This is a genomic window from Pseudomonas sp. KSR10, assembly GCF_022355455.1.
GTDB classification, from domain to species: Bacteria; Pseudomonadota; Gammaproteobacteria; order Pseudomonadales; family Pseudomonadaceae; genus Stutzerimonas; species Stutzerimonas stutzeri_E.
Map to the genome: position 1 here is coordinate 186,607 of NZ_JAKOEN010000025.1, position 372 is coordinate 186,978.

The window sequence follows — 372 nt, forward strand, 5'->3', positions numbered from 1 at the left end:
TTCCCACAGCACCTCCAGGCACCACTCGAATCTCCGTGGGAGGCGCGACCCCGCGCCGAATGGGCCCCGCCGCCCATCTCAACGGTTTCAACCGCAGCGGTTGCGGGCAGCAGAGAAACCGCTTCGCCCCGAGGTTGGGGCTCCCACAGCGCCTCCAGGCACCACTCGAATCTCCGTGGGAGGCGCGACCCCGCGCCGAATGGGCCCCGCCGCCCATCTCAACGGTTTCAACCGCAGCGGTTGCGGGCAGCAGAGAAACCGCTTCGCCCCGAGGTCGGGGCTCCCACAGCGCCTCCAGCCACCACTCGAATCTCCGTGGGAGGAGCGACCCCGCGCCGAATGAGCCCCGCCGCCCAGCTCAACGGTTTCAAC